The sequence below is a fragment of the Amycolatopsis sp. NPDC003731 genome, assembly GCF_053586895.1.
In genome coordinates, this window is record NZ_JBSFNC010000024.1 from 66,571 (window position 1) to 83,936 (window position 17,366).

At 72.2% G+C, this 17,366-nt stretch carries 16 protein-coding genes and 1 riboswitch; of the genes, 9 read left to right on the plus strand and 7 right to left on the minus strand.

Annotated elements, in window-relative coordinates; all coding sequences use genetic code 11:
• Positions 1–54 precede the first annotated feature (54 nt).
• Positions 55–654: a TetR/AcrR family transcriptional regulator gene (locus ACWDN5_RS13115; protein WP_449676437.1), complete on the plus strand. Its 600-nt coding sequence runs from the start codon at positions 55–57 to the stop codon at positions 652–654.
• Here the strand turns inward: ACWDN5_RS13115 and ACWDN5_RS13120 are convergent.
• The 5 genes from ACWDN5_RS13120 to ACWDN5_RS13140 all read right to left on the minus strand — a co-directional run bounded on the left by ACWDN5_RS13120 (position 624) and on the right by ACWDN5_RS13140 (position 6,582).
• The gene (locus ACWDN5_RS13120; protein ID WP_449676438.1) at positions 624–908 is read right to left on the minus strand and encodes a putative quinol monooxygenase; all 285 of its coding nucleotides are present in this window, start codon (positions 906–908) and stop codon (positions 624–626) included. The two genes, ACWDN5_RS13115 and ACWDN5_RS13120, sit on opposite strands and share 31 nt — an antisense overlap.
• A complete protein-coding gene (locus ACWDN5_RS13125) occupies positions 905–1,291 on the minus strand; it encodes a PPOX class F420-dependent oxidoreductase (RefSeq protein ID WP_310972339.1) in 387 nt (128 codons plus the stop codon). The genes ACWDN5_RS13120 and ACWDN5_RS13125 overlap by 4 nt, the downstream gene beginning before the upstream one ends.
• Before the next feature lie 12 nt (positions 1,292–1,303).
• The gene (gene argS / locus ACWDN5_RS13130; protein WP_449676439.1) at positions 1,304–3,028 is read right to left on the minus strand and encodes an arginine--tRNA ligase; all 1,725 of its coding nucleotides are present in this window, start codon (positions 3,026–3,028) and stop codon (positions 1,304–1,306) included.
• Between the two features lie 70 nt (positions 3,029–3,098).
• Positions 3,099–4,385 (minus strand): MFS transporter, encoded by a 1,287-nt coding sequence (locus tag ACWDN5_RS13135; protein WP_310972341.1) that lies wholly within the window; start codon positions 4,383–4,385, stop codon positions 3,099–3,101.
• Between the two features lie 85 nt (positions 4,386–4,470).
• Positions 4,471–6,582 carry a RecQ family ATP-dependent DNA helicase gene (locus ACWDN5_RS13140; protein WP_449676440.1) on the minus strand — a complete coding sequence of 704 codons (2,112 nt, stop codon included), beginning with the start codon at positions 6,580–6,582 and terminating at the stop codon, positions 4,471–4,473.
• A gap of 197 nt (positions 6,583–6,779) precedes the next feature.
• Between ACWDN5_RS13140 and nadD the strand changes: the two genes are divergently transcribed.
• The 7 genes from nadD (at position 6,780) to ACWDN5_RS13175 (ending at position 14,116) form a co-directional block, all read left to right on the plus strand.
• Positions 6,780–7,349 (plus strand): nicotinate-nucleotide adenylyltransferase, encoded by a 570-nt coding sequence (gene nadD, locus ACWDN5_RS13145; protein WP_242547171.1) that lies wholly within the window; start codon positions 6,780–6,782, stop codon positions 7,347–7,349.
• A gap of 60 nt (positions 7,350–7,409) precedes the next feature.
• Positions 7,410–7,805 carry a ribosome silencing factor gene (gene rsfS, locus ACWDN5_RS13150; protein ID WP_003067112.1) on the plus strand — a complete coding sequence of 132 codons (396 nt, stop codon included), beginning with the start codon at positions 7,410–7,412 and terminating at the stop codon, positions 7,803–7,805.
• Positions 7,802–8,416 carry a histidine phosphatase family protein gene (locus tag ACWDN5_RS13155; protein ID WP_449676441.1) on the plus strand — a complete coding sequence of 205 codons (615 nt, stop codon included), beginning with the start codon at positions 7,802–7,804 and terminating at the stop codon, positions 8,414–8,416. Before rsfS ends, ACWDN5_RS13155 begins: the two co-directional genes overlap by 4 nt.
• Before the next feature lie 3 nt (positions 8,417–8,419).
• A complete protein-coding gene (gene octT, locus ACWDN5_RS13160; protein ID WP_449676442.1) occupies positions 8,420–9,148 on the plus strand; it encodes a diglucosylglycerate octanoyltransferase in 729 nt (242 codons plus the stop codon).
• Between the two features lie 4 nt (positions 9,149–9,152).
• Complete coding sequence (locus tag ACWDN5_RS13165) at positions 9,153–10,022, plus strand: DegV family protein (RefSeq protein ID WP_310972349.1); 870 nt, start codon at positions 9,153–9,155, stop codon at positions 10,020–10,022.
• A gap of 112 nt (positions 10,023–10,134) precedes the next feature.
• Positions 10,135–10,860 (plus strand): helix-hairpin-helix domain-containing protein, encoded by a 726-nt coding sequence (locus ACWDN5_RS13170; protein WP_449676443.1) that lies wholly within the window; start codon positions 10,135–10,137, stop codon positions 10,858–10,860.
• An 889-nt stretch (positions 10,861–11,749) separates the two neighbouring features.
• Positions 11,750–14,116: a ComEC/Rec2 family competence protein gene (locus tag ACWDN5_RS13175; RefSeq protein WP_449676444.1), complete on the plus strand. Its 2,367-nt coding sequence runs from the start codon at positions 11,750–11,752 to the stop codon at positions 14,114–14,116.
• Positions 14,117–14,153: 37 nt separating this feature from the next.
• Here ACWDN5_RS13175 and thrC read toward each other — a convergent pair whose 3' ends face one another.
• Entirely contained in the window at positions 14,154–15,419 is a 1,266-nt protein-coding gene (thrC, locus tag ACWDN5_RS13180; protein ID WP_310972354.1) for a threonine synthase, read from the minus strand.
• 13 nt (positions 15,420–15,432) lie between these two features.
• Positions 15,433–15,566, minus strand: a riboswitch (SAM riboswitch).
• Positions 15,567–15,714: 148 nt separating this feature from the next.
• Between thrC and holA the strand changes: the two genes are divergently transcribed.
• Complete coding sequence (gene holA / locus ACWDN5_RS13185; RefSeq protein ID WP_449676445.1) at positions 15,715–16,689, plus strand: DNA polymerase III subunit delta; 975 nt, start codon at positions 15,715–15,717, stop codon at positions 16,687–16,689.
• Positions 16,690–16,739: 50 nt separating this feature from the next.
• Here holA and rpsT read toward each other — a convergent pair whose 3' ends face one another.
• Positions 16,740–17,000 carry a 30S ribosomal protein S20 gene (gene rpsT / locus ACWDN5_RS13190; RefSeq protein ID WP_013228460.1) on the minus strand — a complete coding sequence of 87 codons (261 nt, stop codon included), beginning with the start codon at positions 16,998–17,000 and terminating at the stop codon, positions 16,740–16,742.
• Between the last annotated feature and the right edge of the window lie 366 nt (positions 17,001–17,366).

The window sequence follows — 17,366 nt, forward strand, 5'->3', positions numbered from 1 at the left end:
CCCCATTTCGAACCGGTACGTCTCGTTTCGAAATCGACGCTACCATCGGATCCCATGACCGACCAGACCCGTCCCGGCCGCAAGCGCAGTGAGCAGAGCCGGCTGGCGATCCTCGCCGCCACGCTCGACCTGGTCGCGGAGGCGGGCTACGGCACCCTGACCGTCGAAGGCATCGCCGCGCGCTCCGGCGTCGGCAAGCAGACGATCTACCGCTGGTGGCCGTCGAAGGCCGACGTCCTCCTCGACGCGCTCGCGACGAAGGCCGACCTGCAGATCCCGATCCCCGACGAAGGGTCCTTCCGCGCCGATCTCGGGCACTTCCTGGACAGCACGTTCGAACTGGGGGAGAAGAACCAGGTCGCGGACACCCTCCGGGCGCTGATGGCGCAGGCGCAGCTCGATCCGGAGTTCGGCAAGCGGTTCCGCGAGGACTTCCTGTACCGCCGCCGCGAAGCGCTGGGCACGATCGTCGCCCGCGCCCGCGAGCGCGGCGAACTGCCCGCGGGCGTCGCGCCCGGCACGGTCGTCGACGTCGTGTTCGGCACGCTCTGGTACCGGCTCCTCGCGACGCGGGAGCCGATCGGCCGCGGCCTGGCCGGCGAACTGGTGACGCTGCTAGCGGATCACGGCGCCTCGACCGCCGAAATCCGGTAGCGCGCCACCGACGCTTCCAGGATCCGCGCCGTCTGCTCGTCCGACGGCCCGGAGCCGCGGAACCGTTCGAGGTCCGCGTCGGATGCCCAGCGCTCGTACACCGTGATCCGGCCGGGGTCGAGCAGGTCGGCGCCCAGCGCGTACTCCAGGCAACCGGGCGCCTCCCGGGCGAGCCGGACGGCTTCGGCGCAACTGTCCAGGTAGGCGGCCCGGTCGTCGGGAGCCACGGCGAGCCAGCCGGCGACGATGATCACGACGTGATCCGGTCCGCTTTGATCGTGAGCAGCAGCCGCGTCTGGTCGCGCCCGCCCCACCACGGGTACGGGCCGCCGAGGTAACGCTGTGCAAGCTCTTCGATGTGCTCGACGGCGCCGTCCTCGGTCATGTCCAGGACCCGCCCGCGGATCGCGTAGTAGCGCGACGGCCGTTCACGGTCGGCGACGTTCAGCGCCACCCGCGGGTCGCGCGCGATGTTGCGCTGCTTCTGGTGGCCCAGCACGGTGTTGACGAGGATGTGCGTGCCGTCGGTGTCCACCCAGGTCTGGGTGAGCTGCGGCGAACCGTCCGGCATCACCGTCGACAGAAAGCAGAGGCTGGGCCCGCGCAGCAGCGTGAGCAGGTCGCCGGGCAGTTCCACAGTGGTCTCCCGCTAGAGCTGGTCGGGCGCTTCGATCCCGAGCAGGGAAAGCCCGAGCGCGAGCGTGTTCGACGTCAGCGTAGTCAACCTCAGCCGTGACGCGCGCAGTGACGGCGAAGGCGCCTTCAAGACCGGACATTCCTCGAAGAACCGCGAGAAGGCAACCGCCGTCTCGTACAGGTACGTACAGAGCTTGTGCGGCGCGTACGCGCTTGTCGCCGCCTTCAGTGCTTCGCCGAACCGGAGCAGCTTCAGTGCCAGCGCGCGTTCCGCCGGTGCTTCGAGCTCGATTCCGGTCCCGTCGGGCAGGCCGCCCGCCTTCCGGAGGATCGACTGCGTCCGCGCGTGCGCGTACTGGAGGTACACCGACGTGTTGCCCTCCTTGGCCAGCATCCGGTCCCAGGCGAAGACGTAGTCGCGCTCGCGGTCGCCGGACAGGTCCGCGTACTTGACCGCGCCGATGCCGACCGCCCGCGCGACTTCGGCCTGGCCCGTGGCGCCGAGCTCACTGCGTTCGGCGACCACCGCCGCGGCCTGCGTGACGGCTTCGGTGAGCAGGTCGGCCAGTTTGACGGTCTCGCCGGCCCGGGTCCGCATGGCCTTGCCGTCCGCGCCCAGCACCGTGCCGAAGCCGATGTGCTCGGCGTGTCCGGTCAGCCAGCCCGCCGCGCGGCAGGCGGCGAACAGCATCGCGAAGTGCTGCGCCTGCGGTGTCCCGACGACGTAGAGCAGATCGGTGGCGCCACGCTCGGCCGTCCAGTACCGGACGGTCGCCAGGTCCGTGGCGGCGTACCCGTAGCCGCCGTCGCGCTTGCGGACGATCAGGGGCAGCCGGTCGCCTTCGCGGTTGCGGAACCCTTCGGGGAACACGCAGATCGCGCCGTCGCTGACTTCCGTCAGCCCGGCTTCTTCGAGGTCGTCTACGACCGAGGCGAGGTAGGGGTTGTAGAAGCTCTCACCGTAGATGTCCTTGTCCGTCAGGGAAATGCCGAGCAGCGCGTAGACCTCGTTGAAGTGCCGGGTCGACTCGTCGACGAGCTCCTGCCAGACGGCAAGGGTGTCTTCGTCGCCGCTCTGCAGCTTGACGACCCTGGTGCGCGCCCGCGTCGCGAACGCTTCGTCGCTGTCGAACTTCCGGCGCGCTTCGCGGTAGAAGGCGTCGAGGTCGGCGATCGCGCGTTGCCCGGCGGAGACGTCGAGAAGGTGCTCGATGAGCATGCCGAACGGCGTGCCCCAGTCGCCGAGGTGGTTGTGCGGCAGCACTTCGTGTCCGGCGAACCGCAGCAGGCGGGTGAGCGCGTCGCCGATCACGGACGAGCGCAGGTGCCCGACGTGCATCTCCTTGGCGACGTTCGGGCTGCTGTAGTCGAGCGCGATCCGCCGCGGCGCCGTGGTTTCCGGCACGCCGAGACGCGGATCGCCGAGCAACCCGCCGGCCGTCGCTTCGAGCCACTCTTTGCGCAGCACGAAGTTCAGGAATCCCGGCCCGGCGACGTCCGGCGGATCGGCGATCCCGTCGAGTTCCAGCACTCCGGCGATGAGCGCGGCCACCTCGCGCGGCGGACGGCCGAGCCGCTTGCCCAGGCTCATCGCGAGGTTGGCCTGGAAGTCGACGCCGTCGCGTGGCGACGCCTGGACGAGCGCCTGCTCCGGCGTCAGTTCGACGTCGAGTGCCCGGCCGGCGGCGGCCACCACGCGGCGCGCCAGCTCCTCGGTAACGTCGGCGGTCTGCTGCACAGTGTCCCTCCTTCGGCTCGGTCACGGAAACCCGCACCCTAGCGAGCGTGAGCGGCCGATGCCGAAGGGTTTACCGCAGCTCGCTGCCCTTGGTTTCCGGGAGCGTGAGGATGACCGCGAAGGCGATCGCGGCGCCCACGGCGACGTACCAGAAGTAGAGCGTCTGCGACACCGTGCCGAACAGGGTGATGAGCAGGGGAGCGGTGCCACCGAAGATCGCGACGGTCAGGTTGTACCAGGCCCCGATGCCGAGCCCGCGCAGTTCGGTGGGGAACAGCTCGCTCATGATGGCCGGCGCGATCGACGTCATCGCCGTGTACAGCCCGAGCCCGACGCAGAACACCACGAGCAGCCCGCCGACCCCCGGACCGATCAAAGTGGACAGCGGCACGACGGCGACCGCGGTCGCCCCGGACCAGACGAGCAGCTGAGGTTTCCGGCCGAACCGGTCCGACAACGCCCCGAGCGGGTACTGCAGCGCGATGAACAACGCCGTGCCGACGGACAGGGCGAGGAAGACGGTATCGGCGTCGGCGTGCCGGTTCTTCACGGCGAACGACGTGAGCGCGCTGAAGAACGTGTAGTAGCAGAGGGTCGACAGCATCGTGAAGCCGACGAGCCTGCCGACCGCCTTGGGGTGGTGGGTCAGGGTCGTCAGCAGCGGCCGCTCGATCTTGCGCGCCTTGGTCTTCGTCTGCTCGAACAGCTCGGTCTCGGCGAGGCTGCGGCGCAGCCACAGCCCGACCAGGCCGAAGACGCCGCCCAGCAGGAACGGCAGCCGCCAGCCCCACGACGCGAGCTGTGCCTTGTCCAGCGTCCGGGCCAGCACGTAGCCGAGCACGGTCGCGACGAGCACCGCCGAGCCGGTCGAGATGTAGAAGAACGCCGAGTACCGGCCGCGACGCTCCGGAGGCGCGATCTCGCCCAGGTAGGCCGACGCGTTCGACACCTCACCGCCGAGCGACAGCCCCTGGGCGACGCGCGCGAGCAGCAGCAGGATCGGCGCGAGCCAGCCCACCTGCGCGAACGTCGGCAGCAGCCCGATCGCCACCGACCCGCCCGCCATGAGCAGGATGGTGAGGATCATGGCCGGTTTCCGCCCGCGGGTGTCGGCGAACCGCCCGAGCAGCACGCCGCCGAGCGGCCGGAAGAAGAACGCCAGCGCGTAGGTCGCGAAGGTGTTGATCAGGGCCAGCGTGTCGTTCCCGGCCGGGAAGAACGCACTGGCGAAGTAGATGCTGAACGTCGCGTAGATCGTCCAGTCGAACCACTCCAGCGCGTTCCCGGCGCTCGCGGCGAACAGCTTGCGCACCGGCAGCCGGTGGCGCTGCGACACCTCGACGGCGGATTCGGTCATGGCGGCCTCCACGTCACCCGAAGGTGGAACGGGACTTTGCCACATCCGTTCGCAGTGCGAAAGGTTCCAACCGCTCTCCCTTCTCCTAAGCCGTGCTGGCCAGCGCGAACGGGAGTACCGCGGGCGCCCCGGCCCGTCGCAGCAGCCGTGCGGCCAGCGTCATCGTCCAGCCGGTGTCGATGACGTCGTCCACCAGCAGCACCGGCCCGGACGGCAGCGTCGCCGCCAGGTCGGCCGGCATGCTCAGCCGCCGCCACAGGTCGGCCAGCCGCTGCGCGCTGTTCGCCTGACGCGGCGGCGGGCCGTCCGCGTCGAGCGCGCCGAGGAAGTCCAGCCTGCCGATCTCGGCCAGCCGGGTCGCCAGGCTGTAGACCAGCTGCGGCCGCGTCGACGACGGCACCGCCACCACCGCCACCGGCCGTTGCGCCCACTGCCAGCCGGCGAGCACCTGGACGCAGGCCTGGAACACCGAATCCGGGACCTCGGCGTCCACCGCCTGCGGCCCGACGAGCTCCCGCAGCCGGTTGCCCCACCCGACGTCGGTGAGCCGCCCGAGCACCTGACCGGGCTCGGCCTGGTCGTCGGCCGAGATCCGCCCGGACACCGGGACGTCCAAAGAGGACATCCCGGTGGGCCACTGCTTCCGTGGCGCGACCTCGACACCCGGGCGTTGCAACCGCTCCCGGGTCGCGTCGACGACCTCGTCCGCCACCGCCGTGTCCCAATGCTGCCCGGTGCAGTTGTCGCACCGCCCGCACGGCGCCGCTTCGGGGTCGTCGAGCTGGCGGCGCAGGTATTCCATCCGGCAGCCGCCGGTCGCGAGGTAGCCGAGCATCGCCTCCTGCTCGCGGTCGCGCGCCTCCGCGACCCGCCGGTACCGCCCGCGGTCGTACTGCCAGTCCTCGCCCGTGCTCGTCCAGCCGCCCTTGACGCGCCGGACCGCACCGTCGACGTCCAGGACCTTGAGCACCATTTCCAGCCGGGACCGGGAAAGCTCGACCGACGGCTCGAGCGCGGCCGTCGACAGTGGACGGTCGGCGTAGGAAAGGGTGTTCAGCACCTGGGTCACCCGCAGCTCGTCCGGGAAGGCCAGCGACCCGAAGTACGCCCAGATCGCCTTGTCCTCCTCGCCGGGCAGGAGCACGACCTCGGCCCGCTCCACGCCACGCCCGGCGCGGCCGACCTGCTGGTAGTAGGCGATCGGCGACGACGGGGCGCCGAGGTGCACGACGAACCCGAGGTCCGGCTTGTCGAACCCCATGCCCAGCGCGGACGTCGCGACCAGGGCCTTGACGCGGTTGCCGAGCAGGTCGTCCTCGGCGGCCTGCCGGTCGGCCGGGTCGGTCTTGCCGGTGTAGGCCGCCACCGGGTAGCCGCGGTCCTTCAGCAGCGACGCGACGTCGTGCGCCGCCGCCACGGTCAGCGTGTAGATGATCCCGGACCCGGGCAGTTCGGCCAGGTGCTCGGCGAGCCAGGCCAGCCGCGCCTGCGACGTCGGCAGCCGGCACACCGACAGGCGCAGGCTTTCCCGGTCGAGGCTGCCGCGCAGCACCAGCGTGTCCGCGCCGGTGCCGAGGCCCAGCTGCTCGGCGACGTCGGTGACCACGCGGTCGTTCGCGGTCGCCGTCGTCGCCAGGACCGGCACGCCTTCCGGGAGATCACCGAGCAGCGTGCGCAGCCGCCGGTAGTCCGGCCGGAAGTCGTGGCCCCAGTCCGAAATGCAGTGCGCCTCGTCGACCACCAGCAAGCCGGTGCTCGCGGTCAGCTTCGGCAGCACGTTGTCGCGGAAGTCCGGGTTGTTCAGCCGTTCGGGGCTGACCAGCAGGACGTCCACCTCGCCGGCCGCGACCGACGCCTGGACCTGGTCCCATTCCTGCGGGTTCGCGGAGTTCATCGTCGCCGCGTGGATCCCGGCGCGCGCCGCCGCCGAGATCTGGTTGCGCATCAGCGCCAGCAACGGCGAGACGATCACCGTCGGCCCGCTGCCCTGTTCGCGCAGCAGGGCCGTGGCCAGGAAGTACACCGCCGACTTGCCCCACCCGGTGCGCTGCACGACCAGCGCGCGGCGCCGCTGCGCGACCAAGGCCTCGATGGCCGTCCATTGGTCTTCGCGCAGCTTCGCCGCATCGCCGGCCAGTGCCCGGAGGAGGGTCTCGGCGCGGTCGCGGAGGGCTGAGGTGGTGCTGGTCGTGTCCACGTCCCCACGTCTACCCCATGACACTGACAGAACGGGAATCGGCGGCGCCGCGAACGGAGAGTTTGCGACCGATACGAGGCGTAATGTGACTTGAATCACACCTATTGCCCGGTCGGGCGGGGTGGCGAAGAGCACCCGGCTTCCCGGCGTCCGGCCTTATAGGCTCTCCGGTCATGTCACCACGGCGGATCGGGGTCATGGGCGGCACCTTCGACCCCGTGCACCACGGCCACCTCGTCGCGGCCAGCGAGGTCCAGTCCCGGTTCGGGCTCGACGAGGTGATCTTCGTCCCCACCGGGCAGCCGTGGCAGAAGACCGCCCGCGAGGTGACCAAGGCCGAGGACCGCTACCTGATGACGGTGATCGCGACCGCGTCCAACCCGGTCTTCTCCGTCAGCCGCGTCGACATCGACCGCGGCGGCCCGACCTACACCGTCGACACGCTGCGCGACCTGCACGCCGAATACCCCGAAGACGAGCTCTTCTTCATCACCGGCGCCGACGCGCTCGAGCAGATCCTGACCTGGCACAAGGCCGACGAGCTGTTCGACTTCGCGCACTTCATCGGCGTCACGCGGCCCGGCTACCGGCTCAACTCCCACCACCTGCCCAGCGGCAAGGTGAGCCTCGTCGAGGTCACCGCGATGGCCATTTCGTCCACCGGCTGCCGCGATCGGGTCGAGCGCGGGGAGCCGGTCTGGTACCTCGTGCCCGACGGCGTCGTCCGCTACATCGCCAAAAAGGACCTTTACCGGAAGAGCGACTGAACCACCGCCGGTGCCTGCGGGTACCCTTCTCGGGCGAACCCGATCCGGAAAAGGAGCACTGTGGCAGCCACGTCCGAGGCTCGAGAGCTGGCCGTAGCGGCCGCCCACGCGGCGGCGGACAAGAAGGCCAGCGACGTCGTCGTGCTGGACGTGTCCGAACAGCTCGTCATCACCGACGCCTTCGTCATCGCCTCCGCGTCCAACGAGCGCCTGGTCGGCGCGATCGTCGACAACGTCGAGGAGAAACTGCGGGAGAGCGGCCACAAGCCGGTCCGCCGCGAAGGCGCCCGCGAAGGGCGCTGGGTCCTGCTCGACTACGTCGACGTCGTCGTGCACGTCCAGCACGTCGAAGAGCGCACGTTCTACGGCCTCGAGCGGCTGTGGAAGGACTGCCCGCGCATCGAGGTGGCCGGCCTGGAGGAACCACCCGCCGACGAGGACCCGGACGTCCCGTGAGCCCGCGGCGGCTGGTGCTCTGGCGGCACGGCGAGACGGACTACAACGCCGTCGGGCGGATGCAGGGTCACCTCGACTCGGCGCTGACCCCGCGCGGCTGGAACCAGGCCCGGTTCGCGGTGCCCGCACTGGCCCGCTTCTCCCCGGACCTCGTCATCGCCTCCGACCTGCGCCGGGCCACCGACACCGCCACCGTGCTCACCGACGCCATCGGCGTCCCCCTCCGGATCGACAAGCGGCTGCGCGAGACGCACCTGGGCGAATGGCAGGGCCTCACCGGCGAGCAGGTCGACAAGGCCTACCCCGGTGAACGCGACCGCTGGCGCACCGACGCGACCTGGGCCCCGCCGGGCGGCGAGAGCCGGGTCGACGTCGCCGAGCGCGCCGTCGAGGTCGTCACGGACCTGCAGCAGGCCAATTCCGCGGTGGGCGAAACCGTGCTGCTGGCCGCGCACGGCGGGCTGATCATCGCGCTGACCGCGCGGCTGCTGGACCTGCCGGTCGGCACCTGGCCGTCGTTCGGTGGCATCTCGAACTGCCACTGGGTCGAGCTGGGGCGTCGCGACGGGAAGTGGCGGCTGCACGCCTACAACGCGGGGATGCACGGCTAGCCGATGGGGCCGCGCCTGCTGGTGTTCGGCGATTCGCTGAGCTTTCACGGTCCCGAAGGACCCTGCGCCGCCGACGAGCCGCGGCTGTGGCCCAACGTCGCGGCCGCCGCTCTCGGTGGCACCGCCGACCTGGTGGCGGGGATCGGCTGGAACGCCCGGGACGCCTGGTGGTCGCTGACCGGCGACCCGCGCGTCTGGGCCGACCTGCACCACGTCGACGCGGTCGTGTTCGCGATCGGCAGCATGGACACGCTGCCCTCGCCGTTGCCGACCTACCTGCGCACCGGGCTGCGCTACCTGCGGCCCGACCCGGTGCGGCGCGTCGTGCGGAAGGCTTACCTCGCGGCGCAACCGCGGCTGGCGGTGGCGCTGCGCGGCCGGCCCGCGGTGCTGCCGGCCAAGCTCACCGTGCAGTACCTCGACACCGCCGTGGGCGCGCTGCGCGTCCTGCGGCCGGAGCTGCCGATCTTCGGCTGGCTGCCGTCGGTCCACCGCGCCGCGGCCTACGGCGGCGTGCACACGGCGCGCCCGGCCGCGGCGGCGGCCATGGCGGCCTGGGGTGCTCGGGCCGGAGTTCCGCTGCTGGACCTCGAAGCCGTGGTGGGGGAGCACGTCCTCGGCGGCGAGGGCAATCCGGACGGCATGCACTGGGGCTGGAAGGGGCACGCCGCGGTGGGCGACGCGATGTCCGTGTTGATGGCGCCGGTGCTGGCCCCCGGCCACGTAGGCTGACGGCGTGTCGGTCGCCGTAGTCACGGATTCCACCGCCCACCTGCCGGAGGGCTTCGCCGAACGGCACGCGGTCCGGGTGGTGCCCCTGCACGTCCTGGTCGACGGCGTGGTGTCCCTCGACGGCGTCGAGACCGGGCCGGCAGCGGTCGCGGAGGCGATGAAGCAGCGGAAGATCGTCACGACGTCGCGGCCGACGCCCACCGAATTCGTCAAGGAGTACCAGGCCGCCTTCGCCGACGGCGCGGACGCGATCGTGTCGGTGCACCTGTCGCGCGAGCTGTCGGGCACCTGGGAAGCGGCGGTGCTGGCGGCGCAAGAGGTGGGGCCGGACCGCGTCCGCGTCGTCGACTCGCGGACCACGGCGATGGGGCTCGGGTTCGCGGCGCTGCACGCCGCTGCCGCGGCCAGCGAGGGAGCTTCGGCGGCCGCCGTCGAAGCCGCCGCGGTGACGGCGGCCGGCTGCTCGTCGACATTGTTCGTCGTGGAGACCTTGGACCACCTGCGCCGCGGCGGCCGGATCGGCCCGGCGGCGGCGCTGCTGGGCACGGCGCTGGCGGTGAAGCCGGTCCTGCACATGTCCGAGGGCCGGATCCTGCCGCTGGAGAAGGTCCGCACGATGAACCGGGCGGTCGCGCGCCTGGTCGAGCTGGCGGCCCAGGCAGCGGCCGAAGACGACGTCGAGCTCGCGGTCCACCACCTGGCCTCGCCGGAGCGGGCGGTCGAGCTGGCGAACCGGCTCGAAGTGGCGGTGCCGCGCTCGGCGGGGTGCGTGGTTTCCGAGCTGGGCGCGGTCATCGGGGCGCACACGGGTCCCGGGGTGCTGGGGGTGGTCGTCCAGCGGACGGTCCCGCGCGCCACACTCCCGCAGGATTGAAACACCAGGTCCCGGGCGCGCCACCGGCAATCCATCCACAACACCCCGGTTGTCCACAGGACGCCCCACCACCCCTGTCGCACCCCTCCCCACGCCCCCTAACGTCGATCGTGTGTTCGAGCAGTCCGCCCGGGATCCGGGCTCACCCGTCAACGACCGGCTCTCCTGGCTGGCCGACCAGCTCTCGCCCGATGCGAGCACGGTCGGCCCGGGCGGCCGGCTGATCCGGCGCTGGCTGCCGGGCGGACCGGCCGTGGCCGGCCGCCGCCGGTGGGCACTGGCCGGCGTCCTCGCCGCAGTGGTGGCGATCATCCTGGGCGCGGTCGCACTGGCGGGCGGCGGTCCGCCGCCGGAGCCCCCGCCCGCGCTGCCCACCGCAAAACCGGCGGCGGAGGTGCGTGCGGCACCTCCGCCGGGTCTGGTGATCAGCGTGATCGGCCGCGTCCGGTCCCCGGGCCTGGTCACGGTGCCGCGGGGCGCCCGCGTGGCGGACGTCCTGCGCGCGGCCGGCGGCCCCGAGCCGGGAGCGGACCTGGCCACCCTGAACCTCGCCCGCAAGGTAGCGGACGGCGAGCAGCTGGCGGTCGGGATTCCCGCACCACCACCGCCCCCGGACCAGGACCCGGCCTCCCCGGCGCCCGGCGCAAAGGTCGACCTCAACACGGCCTCGGCCGCCCAGCTGGACACCCTCCCGGGAGTGGGCGAGGTGATGGCCAAGCGCATCGTCCAGTGGCGCACAGACCACGGCGGCTTCACGAAGGTGGAGCAGCTGCGGGACATCGACGGCATCGGAGAGAGCAAGTTCGCCCGATTGCGAGACCAGGTGACGGTCGGATGACCACCTTCTCCGTACCCGGCTCCCAGCCCACCCGCGGCGCGGGCTCCGGCCTCAACCAGCGACTCGCCGCCTGCCCACACCCCAGCGCGGCGTCGCTGGTCTCGTCCACCAAGCCGAGCCGCCGACGGGCGGCCGGATGCGGCAGGCCGGTCATCCGCGGGCTCGCTCGCTTTTTTTGGGCGGGCGATCGGATGAGTGCCTGCTGTCGCCGGCACCCGGCCGGGCGTGTGGCTCTCCGGTCGCATGGGCTCGTTCTCAGGCTGCGGCTCGGCGCTCACCTGCATCCACGGCGCCGGTCGACCAATCCGCACCGCCCGTGGACCGGCGGGTGCAGCGGGCCGGGTGCCGGTGCTTTCGGGAGCGGTCCGCTCGCTCCCTTGCGAGATGGCAGTCCTACGGATGCCTCGTGTCGCCGGCACTCGGCAGGGCGTGCGGCTCCGCGGTCGCGTGGGCTCGCCTGCGAGCGGCGACTCGCTGCTCACCCGCATCGACAGCGCCGGTCGACCAATCCGCACCGCCCGTGGACCGGCGGGTGCAGCGGGCCGGGTGCCGGTGCTTCTCGGAAGCGGTCCGCTCGCATGCTTTCGGGAGGTGGCAGTCCGATGAGCACTCTCCCGGCATTCGAAGGCGTGCGCCATTTCTGCGGCGTGGGCTCACCTTCAAGCAGTGCCTGGTCGCCCGTCCTGCCCGCAGTCCCTTCCGTCCACCAAAGTGAGCTGCTCGCGGCCCGGCGGACACCGCTTTCCGATCGCCCACGCCTCACGAAAGCGGGGTCGCTCGCCCGAGGAGGCGGTCGGATGAGCACCTTCCCGGCACCGCGCTCCCGGTTCACCACAGCACGCACCAGCGGTGTGCCCAAGATCGCCGTCACGCAGGAGGTGACACAAGAATGACCACCCTCCCAGCAACCGACACCCGCCAGGACATGCGGCTCGTCCCGGCAGCAGCGGCCTGCTGGCTGGCAGCACTGGCCGGCTTGCTGCTCGGCTGGTGGACGGCCGTCGCGACCGGCCTGGCCACCACAATGATCGCCGGCCTCGTCCTGTGGCGAGCCCGCAACCACCCCCGCGCGCGCGACGCGGCAGCGGCCCTCCTCATCCTCGGCCTCCTCGCCGCCGGCCCGGTCGCTTGGCGAATCCGCGACGCCCAACGCGACGAGCTCCGCGCGGCAGAAGGCCTGCCGGCCGCATTGCGAGTCATCGTCGCCGAGCGCCCGAAACCCGTGCGTAGCGCGGGATACGCCGACCGCCAAGCAGGCGCCCGGTCGGTCGTCCTCGCGGCCGACGTCCGCACCGCCTCGGTCGACGGACGGCCGGTTCCTTCGTCCGGCCGCGTCCTCCTGCTGGCCCCCGTCGAGCAGTGGACGTCCCTGCTACCAGGGCAGGAGGTGACCGCGACCGGCCTGCTGATGCCGCCGCGCGGCTCGGACCTGACCGTCACGGTGCTGTCCGTACGCGGCCCACCGTCCGACCCGGGCCCGTCACCGTGGTGGCAGCGGGCTGCTGCCGAGTTGCGCACCGGGCTCCACGACCTGTGCCAGGTCCTGCCGGACGAACCCGCAGGTCTCCTCCCGGGCCTGGTGCTGGGCGACACGAGCGCGTTGTCCCCACGCGTCGAGCAGGAGTTCGTCGCCGCCGGCCTCGCGCACCTCACCGCGGTCAGCGGCGGCAACCTCGCCGTCGTCTGCGGGGCGGTCCTGCTCCTGCTGCGCCTGCTCCGGCTCGGCCCCCGGCTGTCGGCCGCCGCGGCCGGGGCGTGTCTGGCCGGGTTCCTCGTCCTGGTCGGCCCGGAGCCGAGCGTGCTGCGCGCCGGCGTCATGGCGGCCGTGGCACTCCTGGCCCTGGCGCTGGGACGCCGCGGTTCGGCACTGCCCGCGCTGGCCTTTGCGGTGTGCCTGCTGGTAGTGGCGGATCCGGCGATGGCCACGGACTTCGGCTTCGCCCTGTCGGTGTGCGCCACCGGCGGGCTGGTCCTGCTCGCGCCGCGCTGGGCCGGTGCCCTGGTTCGCCGCGGGATCCCGCCGGGGTTCGCGGAAGGGCTGGCCGTCCCGCTGGCGGCCTTCCTGGTGACGGCGCCGGTGCTCGCGGGCATGGCGGGGTCGGTGAGCCTGGTTTCGGTGCTGACCAACGTCCTCGCCGCGCCCGTCGTGGCCCCGGCGACGGTACTCGGCGTGCTGGCGACGATCACCGGTCCGTGGTGGCCGGGCGCCGGGAAACTCCTGGTGCACCTGGCCGACCCCGAGGCCCGGTGGCTGATCGCGGTGGCCCGGCACGGTGCCCGGGCTCCCGGCGCGGTCATCGCCTGGCCCGGCGGCTGGGTGGGCGGTCTCCTGGCCGCCGCCGTCCTGGCGGGGCTGGCGCTCGCGGTCCGGCACCGGAAGGTGCGGGTACTGATGGCCGTGCTCGTCGCCGGTGCGCTGCTGGTGTTCGTGCCGGTCCGGGTGGTGGCGCCGGCGTGGCCGCCGCGGAACTGGGCGATGGTCGAGTGCGACGTCGGCCAAGGCGACGCGGTCGTGCTGGCGACCGCCGAGCCGGGGCGCGCGGTCGTCGTCGATGCCGGGCCCGAGCCGGGGCCGGTCGACGAGTGCCTGCACCGGCTGGCGGTCGACCGGGTTCCGTTGCTGGTGCTGAGCCACCTGCACGCCGACCACATCGGCGGCCTCTCCTCGGTCTTCGACGGCCGCGCGGTCGGTGCGATCGCCGTCGGCCCCGGGCGGTCGCCGGGGTGGGCGTGGCGCCAGGTCGCCGCCGAGGCCGGCCGGCGGGCAGTGCCGCTGGTCGAGCTGAGCCCGGGGGAGCGGCTGGACTGGCCGGGCCTGGCGCTCGACGTCCTCGGTCCCCGTTACGTACCGGCGCGGCAAGACGGGCCACAGGACGGCACGACGATCAACAACAGCTCGGTGGTGCTCCGAGCGGAAACCACGGCCGGCCGGGTCCTGCTGACCGGCGACGTCGAACTGGCCGCGCAGGCGGACCTGCTGGCCGACATCGGAGATCTGAAGGCGGAGGTGCTGAAGGTGCCCCATCACGGCAGCCGTTACTCGCTGCCGTCGTTCCTCGCTGCGGTGGCCCCGCGGGTGGCGTTGGTCAGCGTGGGGGCGGGAAACACGTACGGCCACCCCAGCAAGTCCACAATGGACACGCTGGTGGCGCTCGGCGCGCGAGTCACCCGCACCGATCTGGACGGCGACACCGCGGTGGTCACCGGGACGGCGATAGTCCGGCGAGGCGAGCCGCGCGGCCCGCCGCACCGCTGAGTGCCGGGGCGGGCCCGAAGCCCGCCCCGGCCGGAGCTCAGTAGCCGAGAGCCTCGTTCACGGCCGCGGCCGAGGGCGGCAGGGTGGCCTTGGGACCGACGTGGTTCTCGATCGCGTCGAGGGTCTTGAGGCCGTCGCCGGTGATCAGCAGGACCGTCTCGGCGTCCGGGTCCAGCTTGCCCGTCTCGACCAGCTTCTTCGCCGTGGCGACGGTGACCCCGCCCGCCGTCTCGGTGAAGATGCCTTCGGTGCGGGCGAGCAGGCGGATGCCCTCGACGACCTCTTCGTCGGAGACGTCCTCGATCGCGCCGCCGGTGCGGTTGACGATGTCGAGCACGTACGGGCCGTCGGCCGGGTTGCCGATCGCCAGCGAACGGGCGATCGTGTCCGGCTTCACCGGCTGGACCACGTCGTGGCCCTCGCGGAACGCGGCCGAGACCGGCGAGCAGCCGGTGGCCTGCGCGCCGAACACCTTGTACGGGCTGGCGTCCACGAGACCGAGCTGACCCAGCTCGCGGAAACCCTTGTCCACCTTGGTCAGCTGCGAACCGGAGGCGATCGGGACGACGATCTGCGGCGGGATGCGCCAGCCGAGCTGCTCGGCGACCTCGAAGGCCAGCGTCTTCGAGCCCTCCGAGTAGTACGGCCGGACGTTCACGTTGACGAACGCCCACTTCGGGTGCTCGCCGGCGAGCTCGGTGGCGAGGCGGTTGACGTCGTCGTAATTGCCGTCGATGGCGAGGAGGTCACCGTCGTACACCGCGGTGGTGAGGATCTTGGCGCGCTCGAGGGTCTTCGGGATCAGCACGACCGACCGCCAGCCGGCGCGGGCCGCGGCGGCGGCGGTCGCGTTGGCCAGGTTGCCGGTCGACGGACACGCGAGCACCTCGAACCCGAACTCGCGGGCGGCGGCCAGCGCGACGGCGACGACGCGGTCCTTGAACGAGTGCGTCGGGTTGCCGGTGTCGTCCTTGACCCACACGCGCTTGAGGCCGAGTGCCTTGGCGAGGCGGTCGGCGCGGACCAGCCGCGTCGCGCCCGGTTCGGTGTTCGGGATCTCTTCGACGTTGGACGGAACCGGAAGGAGCTTCTTGTAGCGCCAGATGTTCTTGGGGCCGGCCTCGATGTCCTCGCGGCGGACGCGGCCGAAGTCGTAGGCGACCTCGAGCGGCGAGAAGTCTTCGGCGGAGACGAATTCCGGGGCGAGCGGCTGCCGGTGGCCCTCTTCCTTCGACACCAGTTCGACGGCGGGACCGAGATCCGGGGTCTTCGTGGTGGAGGTCGTGCCGAGGGTGGCGGTCATCGCGAGGTTCCTTTCCTCATCTGCCCCGCCGAAGCGGGCCGGAATTGGCACCGTGGTCGTCAGCTACCCCGCGATCGCGGGATGACAGGCTGTACGCCGGTTGCCGGGGCTTCGTCGGGCCGTTCCCTCTGCCCCTCTGGATGAGCGGTATTCGGTTGTCGGTGCCGCGCACGCCGGATCGTCCGGGGCGGGCTGCCTCGGCTACACCGTACGACATCGCGCTCGCGCCGTGCCACGGTGGCCGCCCGACATCACCGGAGCGGGGGCATCGGAGCGCAAGTGAGAGGATTCCCGGGTGACCGCGCAAGCCACCGCCCCGGCCCCGCTGCAGCTGGTGCTGGGGGAGGAAGAACTGCTGATCGAGCGGGCCGTCCGCGAGACGCTCGCCGCCGCCCGCGCGACGGACCCCACCGCGGAGCTGACCCGCGTCCGGGTGTCCGATCTCACAGCGCCCGAGCTGGCCGAACTGGTCAGCCCGTCGCTGTTCAGCGAGGGCCGGGTGATCGTCCTCGAGTCGGCGCAGGACATCTCGCAGGAGCTGGCCGACGCCGTCGCGAGCTACCTGAAAGACCCGGCGGACGGGGTCGTGCTCGTCGTCGTGCACACCGGCGGCGGCCGCAGCAAGGCCGGCAAGTCGCTCCCGGCCGCGCTGAAGAAGGCCGGCGCCGAGGTCACCGAGTGCCCGAAGCTGACCAAGCCGGCCGAGCGGGAGCAGTTCGTGCGCCACGAGGTGCGCCGGGTGGGCGGCAAGATCGACCCGGCCGGGGTGGCCGCCCTCCTCGACGCTGTGGGCTCCGACCTGCGGGAACTCTCCTCGGCGGCGACGCAGCTGGTCGCGGATACGGGCGGGACCGTCGACGCCGACGCGGTCCGCCGCTACCACCGGGGCCGCGCGGACGTCACCGGGTTCGCGGTCGCGGAGAAGGCCGTCAGCGGGGACCGCTCGGCGGCGCTGGAGTCACTGCGCTGGGCGATGCAGCTGGGTGTCCCGCACGTCCTGGTCGCGGACGCGCTGGCCGACGCGGTCCGCACGATCGCCCGGGTCTCCGGCGCGGGCCGAGGCAACCCGAACCAGCTGGCGGGCGAGCTCGGCATGCCGCCGTGGAAGATCCGCAAGGCGCAGGGCCAGTCCCGCGGCTGGAACCCGGACGGCCTGGCGACGGCGATGCGCGTGGTCGCGCGGCTGAACGCCGAGGTCAAGGGCGCGGCGGCGGACCCGGGCTACGCGCTGGAGCGAGCGGTCCTCGAGGTGGCCGCGGCCAAGGGGTGACATGAAGAAGGCCCCGGCCGAAGCCGGGGCCTTCTCAGAAATCAACCAGATCAGAGCGCGTTGACGCGCTTGGCGAGCGCCGACTTCTTGTTGGCGGCCTGGTTGGCGTGGATGACGCCCTTCGAGACGGCCTTGTCCAGCTTCTGGGCGGCGTCGCGCTGCAGCTCGACGGCCTTGGCCTTGTCGCCGGCCTCGGCGGCTTCGCGGACCTTGCGGATCGCGGTCTTCACCGAGGACCGGATCGCCTGGTTGCGCTGACGCGCCTTCTCGTTCGTCGTGATGCGCTTGATCTGCGACTTGATGTTGGCCATAGGGCAACTCCTGTTTCACTCGGTGAGATCGCCGCCGCGCTGAAGTGGCCCCGGTGAAACCGGGTTTCCTCCATGACGGAATGCCGCACGGGCAGCGAGCGACCACTCTAACAGCCGGGCCGCGGGCGTCCGGAGCCGGGAGTACGGTGGACGGCGGTAGTGCCTAGGGTTCCGTCGCCGGTCCGCGCTTCCCGCTCGACACAACCAGGACCGGTGGGCCTGGTCCGAGCGGCACCATCGGCGGGCCCGGACGGCCGGTCGTTCATCTGACGGGGCAAAAGCCTGCGGGCCCCTTGTTCCGAGCGGCCCTCCAGCTCTGGTCCGTGGCGGCAACCGACGAGGCCCTGCGTGCCGTGCTGGTCCCAC

Bases quoted from the DNA above. Each gene is read 5' to 3' on its own strand.
- nadD (WP_242547171.1), top strand. From the start codon at position 6,780: ATGGGCGGCACCTTCGACCCCGTGCACCACGGCCACCTCGTCGCGGCC.
- ACWDN5_RS13115 (WP_449676437.1), top strand. From the start codon at position 55: ATGACCGACCAGACCCGTCCCGGCCGCAAGCGCAGTGAGCAGAGCCGG.
- octT (WP_449676442.1), top strand. From the start codon at position 8,420: ATGGGGCCGCGCCTGCTGGTGTTCGGCGATTCGCTGAGCTTTCACGGT.
- ACWDN5_RS13175 (WP_449676444.1), top strand. From the start codon at position 11,750: ATGACCACCCTCCCAGCAACCGACACCCGCCAGGACATGCGGCTCGTC.
- ACWDN5_RS13135 (WP_310972341.1), bottom strand. From the start codon at position 4,385: ATGACCGAATCCGCCGTCGAGGTGTCGCAGCGCCACCGGCTGCCGGTG.
- thrC (WP_310972354.1), bottom strand. From the start codon at position 15,419: ATGACCGCCACCCTCGGCACGACCTCCACCACGAAGACCCCGGATCTC.
- rpsT (WP_013228460.1), bottom strand. From the start codon at position 17,000: ATGGCCAACATCAAGTCGCAGATCAAGCGCATCACGACGAACGAGAAG.